Origin of the sequence: Cetobacterium sp. 2G large (assembly GCF_014250655.1) — a bacterium.
Lineage (GTDB): Bacteria > Fusobacteriota > Fusobacteriia > Fusobacteriales > Fusobacteriaceae > Cetobacterium_A > Cetobacterium_A somerae.
On the sequence record NZ_JACHTH010000003.1, the window covers coordinates 209,927 to 217,500 of the forward strand.

The following is a 7,574-nucleotide window of genomic DNA, read 5'->3' on the forward strand; positions in this document are numbered from 1 at the left end:
CTCCCTACACTCTTCCACAACATTTTCCGTATATTTTTCCACTTCCACACTTACAAGCTGAATCAAAATCTAATTCCTCTTCTACCCCTGGCTCTACAACTTCCTCTTCAGGATTTTTAACAACAACTTTAAACATATATGATGTTGCCTCTGTTTTTATTGTTGATAACATTCTAGAGTACATATCTCCAGATATAATTTTATATTCTACTAATGGATCTTTTTGTCCATAAGATCTTAAATAGATTCCCTCTCTTAAAGCATCTAAAGCTTTTAAGTGTTCTCTCCATCTAGCATCTACAACTTCAAATAAAACATATTTCTCTACTTTTCTCATGATTTCAGGAGTTATTTCTTCCTCTTTTTTCTCATAATCTTTCTCTATATTTCTATATATTTTATCAGCATACTCTTCAACTGTTAAAGCTTTATATTCTTCCATATCTGTTATTTCATATCCGTACTTCTCAAGAAGAGCATCTTTAACTCCAACAATATCCCACTCATCTTTAAATTCTCCTACAAATCTTTCTACAACTATATCAGAAATACTTGATTTTAACATTCCTAAAATTGTTTCTTTTAAGTCTTCTTTCTCTAAAGCTTCATTTCTACTTGCATAGATAGCTTCTCTTTGCTTATTCATTACATCATCAAATTCAAGAAGATTTTTTCTAATTCCGAAGTTTCTTGATTCAACTTTCTTCTGAGCATTTTCGATAGCTTTATTTATCATTCTATGTTGAATTGATTCTCCTTCAGGTAGTCCAAGCTTTTCCATAACTCCTTGAATTCTTTCAGATCCAAACAATCTCATAAGGTCGTCCTCTAAACATAGATAGAATTCAGATGCTCCTGGGTCTCCCTGTCTTCCTGCTCTACCTCTTAGCTGATTATCTATTCTTCTAGACTCATGTCTCTCTGTACCTAAAATAAATAATCCACCAGCTGAAATTACTTTTTGCTTCTCCTCTTCACATTCAACTTTATATTTATCTAAAATTACTGGATAATTTCCAGCGTCTCTACTTCCAATCTCTGCAATAGCTCTGAACTCTGGATTTCCTCCTAGCATGATGTCAGTTCCTCTACCTGCCATATTAGTAGCTATTGTTACAGCCTGATATCTTCCAGCTTGAGCTACAATCTCAGCCTCTTTAGCATGTAATTTAGCATTAAGAACATTGTGAGGTATACCTTTTTCTTTTAATAACTCTGAAAGTTCTTCTGAACTTTTTATTGATACAGTACCAACTAAAACTGGTTGTCCCTTTGCATAAAGTTCTTCTATTCTTCTTATAATAGCATCTGTTTTCTCTTTTTTTGTTTTATAAACTAAATCAGGAAAATCAACTCTTTGTACAGGTTTATTTGTTGGTATTACAATTACCTCTAAACCATAAGTATGCATAAATTCTGCTGCTTCTGTTTCAGCTGTTCCTGTCATACCAGCTAATTTATCATACATTCTAAAATAGTTTTGAAGTGTTATTGATGCAAGTGTTTGATTTTCTCCAGCAACATTTACTCCTTCTTTTGCTTCAATAGCTTGATGAAGACCATCAGAGTATCTTCTACCTTCCATAGCTCTTCCAGTAAATTCATCAATTATAACTACTTCTCCCTCTCTAATTAAATAGTCTCTATCTTTTATAAATAGTTCCTTTGCTTTTAAGGCTTGATTTAAATAGTGAGTTAACTCAACATGCTCTGGTGAGTATAAGTTGTCTATATTTAATAATTGTTCAACTTTTTTAATTCCCTTATCTGTTAAAACTATGTTTCTAGCTTTTTCATCTACTTCATAGTCTCCCCATTGCTCGTCAGGAATATTCATCTCTTTTTTTGTTTTAGCATCTTTTATTTTTTCTGTTTCAAAACTTCTATCTAATCTGAAAGCTACCTGACAGAATATAGAGTACCACTTTGTTGTTTCTGAAGCTGCTCCTGATATGATTAACGGCGTTCTAGCCTCATCGATTAGTATCGAGTCAACCTCATCCACTATACAGAAATTTAAAGGTCTTTGAACCTTATCTTCAACTTTGTTAACCATATTATCTCTTAAATAGTCAAATCCAAATTCAGAGTTTGTACCATATGTAATATCAGCTTCATAAGCAGCTTTTCTTGCTGCATTTTCCATTCCATTTACAATTACCCCTGAAGTTAATCCTAAAAATTCATAAACTCTTCCCATTAACTCTCTATCTCTTTGAGCTAGATAGTCATTAACAGTTATAACGTGAACTCCTTTTCCACTTAAAGCATTTAAATAAACCGGAGCTGTTGCAACTAATGTTTTTCCTTCTCCTGTTTTCATCTCTGTTATTTTTCCTTCGTGAAGTACAATTCCACCAATTAATTGTACATCATAGTGTCTCATTCCATGAACTCTTTTTGATGCTTCTCTTACAACTGCAAAAGCTTCAACTAAAACATCATCTAATGTTTCACCTTTCTCTAATCTTTGTCTAAATTCGTAAGTTTTCCCCTTTAACTCATCATCTGAAAGTTTCTCTATTTCAGGTTCTAACGAGTTTATCATTGTTACTAATTTCTTGATTCTTTTAATCTCTCTGTCATTTCTTGTACCGAAAATCTTCTTTAATAAATCTCCAAACATCCTTACGTCCTTCCTAGCTTTATTGTGCTTATTTGTTACTCAATATATTACCATAATTAGATTTATTAGTCAATTTATAGCCCACATCTAGAAAATTTGACCCGTGATTCAAAAAAAGCTATTAATTTATACAAATTTATGTTATATTGTAATTAAAGTAACAATATATTTTAGGAGGTTTTTTATTTTGAGTATATTCAATTCTGCTAAGAAGATAATTCCTGGCCTACTACTTTGTATTTTGATTGCACAGCTTGGAGTTTTTCTTGGGAAATTTGTCCCAAGCATCGGTGGAGCTCCCCTTGCTATTTTCTTAGGACTTATAGCTGGAAACACTTTTGCTAAATCAACTATTTTTGCTCCTGGTTCTAAATTTTCGGAAAGTGATTTACTTTCATATTCAATTGTTTTATTAGGAGGTACTTTAAGTATTAACACTATTTTACAACTTGGTGTTTCTGGTATCGCTTTTATTCTTTTACAAATGACTTTAACAATTGCTTTAACTATGTTCATCGGTAAAAAACTTGGATTTTCAAAACATTTCAGAGCTCTTATGGCAAGTGGAAATGCCGTTTGTGGGTCTTCAGCAATTGGAGCTAGTTCACCAGTAATTAATGCTGAAGACAATGATAAAGGGATATCTATTACAATTGTTAATTTAACAGGAACTATGCTTATGTTTGCTTTAATTCCTATAGCTGGTTATTTTTATAATTTTGAAACTTTACAAACTTCAGCTCTTCTTGGTGGTATTTTGCAATCAGTTGGACAAGTTATCGCAGCAGGAAGTATGGTTAATCATAATGTTCTTGAAATGGCGACTATTTTTAAAATTGTAAGAATTGTATTTTTAGTTATTGTTGTTCTATGGTTATCAAGAGAATTTAATAATAAAGAGTTAGAAATGGATACTGAGTTTGCTTTAGAAGAGGAAGCATATAGTAAAAAGAAAAATAAAATATCTGTACCTTGGTACATTATAGGATTTTTTATTCTTTGTATATTATTTAGTTTTGGATTAATTCCTGGTGAAGTATCTAAAACCTTTAAAATGATTTCATCTAAATTCGAAATAGTTGCTCTTGCTGGTATTGGTATGAGAGTAAATATTAGTGAGCTAATAAAGCAAGGTCCTAAAGCATCTCTTTATGGACTATTAGTTGGATTAAGTCAAATTATTATAGCAATTATTTTAATAAAGATTTTTATATAAATAAAAACTGGATATAATCCAGTTTTTATTTTTTTAATATAGCTGCAACATCTAATAAATCTTTTGCAATTAAATATTGATTTTTTACATCTTCTTCTATTTTTTTTCCATAACCAGTTAAAACTAAAACTGATTTTAAACCTGCTTTTTTTCCAGCCTCTAAATCTCCTTTTTTATCTCCAATCATAAAAGAATTTTCTATATCTACATTATATTTATTTATTCCTTCTAATAACATTCCTGGATTGGGTTTTCTACAATTACAATCAACTTTGTATTTTCCAATACCTTTTTCTGGATGGTGAGGACAATAAAAACACTCTAAAATCTCTATTCCAAACTCTTTTAGTTTTTCAGTCATTTGATTATTTAGTGTTACTAAATCCTCTTCAGTATAATAACCTCTTCCAATACCTGATTGGTTTGTGACAACTATAAATTCATAACCTAAATTTTTTAATTCTTTTAATCCCTCTATTGCATTTTTTTCAAATTCAAAATCTTCCCATTTATGAAGATATGATTTTTCTACATTTATTGTTCCATCTCTATCTAAAAATATAACTTTTTTCATAGTCTCTCCTTTTCTTTTTTATATATTATATCACTCTTATAAAGGATTTTTTAGTTTATTCAGAATATAATTTATATTAAAGAGTTGGGAGGGATTTTTATGGATTTAAAAGATATTATTCAGTTTATAGGTTCTTTAGCTTTTACTTCAGCAATTTTAACAGTAACTGTATTCATTCTTAATTATAAATATAAAGAATTTTTAAATAAAATTCTTAAAGGAAAATTAAGCCATCTTCAGTTGCATAAAATTTTGGGTATAACAACAATAATCTTAGGAACTATACATGGTTTAGGTATGGCTTTTGCATATCCTTCAGTTTTAAAAAAATATACTGGTATTAGTGGTATTTTTCTTTTAAGCTTATTTTGGATTTTAGGAACACTTCCTTTTATTGTAAAAAAAGTTCCAATAAAATATAAAAAAAATGTACTTAAAAGTCATAAAATTTTAGGTGGCATCATATTTATATTTATTATTATTCACATATCACTTTAGGAGGCAACATGGATATTTCAGAAATTTTATTTATGCTTATTGTTGGAGTTGGAATGGGTTTTAGTTTAATGGGAATGTCAACTGCTATTCTTTTTTCACCAATATTAGTTTCAATATATGGTTCAAAATTAGGGAATGGAATAATGTTTGTTCCATTTTTAATAGCAGATTTATATGTTTCCTATTTATATCGAAATAATTATGATAAAAAAATTGTTTTAAAACTTATACCTTTTTCAGTTATTGGAATGGTTATCGCATCTATTTTTGCAAACTCTATTTCAGAAGATATTTTTAGAAAAATTATTGCAACTATCATTATTTTTTCTAGCATTTTATTCTTCTTAAAAAAATATGAACATAAATTAACAAAACTTTCCTGGTTATTTGGAGTCTTTGGTGGTGCTTCATCATATTTAGCAAATGTTTCAGGACCTATTTTTAACGTATATTTACTTAGTTATAAACAAAAAGAAGAAGATTTTATAGGTACAAGAGCTGTATTTTTTACTGTTATAAACATAATAAAGCTTTTTATGTATATATTTATTTTTAAAAATATTAATATCTTTACTATAACTAGAGGATCAGTAGCTATTCCTACTATATTTTTAGGTGTATTTCTAGCAAAAAAGCTATTGAAAATAATGAATCAAAAAATATTCAATACTGTTGTTGTTTTATTAGGGCTTATAGTTGCAATAAAAATGCTGCTATAAGCATTTTTTTTAGTAAATTTTACAAAAAATAAAAAAGATTGGCAACTTCCTATCCTCCCAGGGGGCTGCCCCCCAAGTACTTTCAGCGTTTATGGGCTTAACTTCCAGGTTCGAAATGTTACTGGGTGTACCTCCATAGCTATCGTTGCCAATCAATATTTATTTGTGTTCTTGAACACTTGAAACTATATAGTAGTATATTAAGGTTAAAACTTCGATATATTAGTATTGGTCAGCTAAAAGTCTCACAACTCTTACACCCCCAACCTATCAACCTCCTAGTCTCGAAGGTATCTTAAAGAGTACTTATCTTGAAGTCAGTTTCCCGCTTAGATGCTTTCAGCGGTTATCTGTTCCAAACGTGACTACCCAGCTGTGCCACTGGCGTGACAACTGGTACATCAGAGGTTTGTCCATCCCGGTCCTCTCGTACTAAGGACAGATCTTCTCAATACTCTAACGCCTACAGTGGATAGGGACCGAACTGTCTCACGACGTTCTGAACCCAGCTCACGTACCGCTTTAATGGGCGAACAGCCCAACCCTTGGGACCTTCTCCAGCCCCAGGATGCGATGAGCCGACATCGAGGTGCCAAACTCTACCGTCGATATGGACTCTCGGGTAGAATCAGCCTGTTATCCCCAGGGTAGCTTTTATCCGTTGAGCGACGACCCTTCCATTCGGAATCGCCGGATCACTATGTCCTGCTTTCGCACCTGCTCGACCCGTCAGTCTCGCAGTTAAGCTCTCTTATGCCATTGCACTCTGCGGTTGATTTCCATCCAACCTGAGAGAACCTTTGAACGCCTCCGTTACTCTTTCGGAGGCGACCGCCCCAGTCAAACTGCCCACCTAGCACTGTCTTCGAGGGTACAAACCTCAAATTAGAATTCCGACATAGTATGGTTGGTATTCCACCAGTGACTCCGCGTAATCTAGCGACCACGCATCATAGTCTCCCAACTATCCTATACATACGATGCCAAAACCCAATACCAAGCTACAGTAAAGCTCCATGGGGTCTTTCCGTCCTACTGCAGGTAACCGGTATCTTCACCGGTAATACAATTTCACCAGGCCTCCCGTCAAGACAGCTCTCAGATCGTTACACCATTCGTGCAGGTCGGAACTTACCCGACAAGGAATTTCGCTACCTTAGGACCGTTATAGTTACGGCCGCCGTTCACCGGGGCTTCAATTCGGAGCTCTCACTCCTCCTCTTAACCTTCCGGCACTGGGCAGGTGTCAGCCCATATACGTCGCCTTACAGCTTAGCATAGACCTGTGTTTTTGTTAAACAGTCGCCTGAGACTCTTCACTGCGGCCTCTCATAGCTTTGCGTCGCGTGTACGCTCACCATAAAAGGCACCCCTTCTCCCGAAGTTACGGGGCTATTTTGCAGAGTTCCTTAACGAGAGTTAGCCTGTCCGCCTTAGATTTCTCATCCTGACCACCTGTGTCGGTTTGGGGTACGGGCACTAATATCTTTATAACGCTTAGAAGCTTTTCTCGGCAGTGTGGTATTTGCACCTTCCATCTTACGACTCCTCATCACACCTCACGTTTAGTCTAGCGGATTTTCCTACTAGACCACGCTACATGCTTGAACTGGCACTTCCGTTCGCCAGCGTGCATAACCTCCTGCGTCCCTCCATCACTTGATATCAGTGGCACAGAAATATTAATCTGTTTTCCATTCGCCTACGCAATCTAGCCTCGGCTTAGGACCCGGCTTACCCAGGGGAGACAAACTTTACCCTGGAACCCTTGGTCTTCCGGCGTGGGGGATTCTCGCCCCCATTCTCGCTACTTATTCCTGCATTCTCACTTCTGATACCTCCAGAGTCTCTTATCGATTCTCCTTCAACGGCCTACAGAACGCTCTCCTACCAGTCGCTTACGCAACTCCACAGCTTCGGTTTATAACTTAGCCCCGTTAC

4 protein-coding genes, 2 rRNA genes and 1 pseudogene (1 of these 7 cut by a window edge) are annotated in these 7,574 nt (G+C 34.3%); 3 read left to right on the forward strand and 4 right to left on the reverse strand.

What is annotated here, in order from left to right; translation table 11 throughout:
- Positions 1–4: 4 nt before the first annotated feature.
- Complete coding sequence (secA, locus tag H5J23_RS02210; protein ID WP_185890829.1) at positions 5–2,626, reverse strand: preprotein translocase subunit SecA; 2,622 nt, start codon at positions 2,624–2,626, stop codon at positions 5–7.
- Between the two features lie 187 nt (positions 2,627–2,813).
- Here secA and H5J23_RS02215 point away from each other — a divergent pair, with 187 nt between their 5' ends.
- Positions 2,814–3,842, forward strand: a complete 1,029-nt coding sequence (locus H5J23_RS02215) for a YeiH family protein (protein WP_211231161.1) — start codon at positions 2,814–2,816, stop codon at positions 3,840–3,842.
- Positions 3,843–3,870: 28 nt separating this feature from the next.
- On the opposite strand, the pseudogene gmhB reads toward H5J23_RS02215, so the two are convergent.
- Positions 3,871–4,416, reverse strand: a pseudogene (gene gmhB / locus H5J23_RS02220) (D-glycero-beta-D-manno-heptose 1,7-bisphosphate 7-phosphatase); the annotation flags it as partial.
- A gap of 99 nt (positions 4,417–4,515) precedes the next feature.
- Between gmhB and H5J23_RS02225 the strand changes: the two are divergent.
- Positions 4,516–4,914, forward strand: a complete 399-nt coding sequence (locus H5J23_RS02225) for a hypothetical protein (RefSeq protein ID WP_023052137.1) — start codon at positions 4,516–4,518, stop codon at positions 4,912–4,914.
- A gap of 8 nt (positions 4,915–4,922) precedes the next feature.
- Positions 4,923–5,633, forward strand: coding sequence for a sulfite exporter TauE/SafE family protein (locus tag H5J23_RS02230; RefSeq protein ID WP_185890832.1), 711 nt, complete (start codon positions 4,923–4,925; stop codon positions 5,631–5,633).
- 36 nt (positions 5,634–5,669) lie between these two features.
- On the opposite strand, the gene rrf is transcribed toward H5J23_RS02230, so the two are convergent.
- Positions 5,670–5,786, reverse strand: a 5S ribosomal RNA gene (gene rrf / locus H5J23_RS02235).
- A gap of 49 nt (positions 5,787–5,835) precedes the next feature.
- Positions 5,836–7,574, reverse strand: a 23S ribosomal RNA gene (locus H5J23_RS02240); it runs 1,178 nt beyond the window's last position.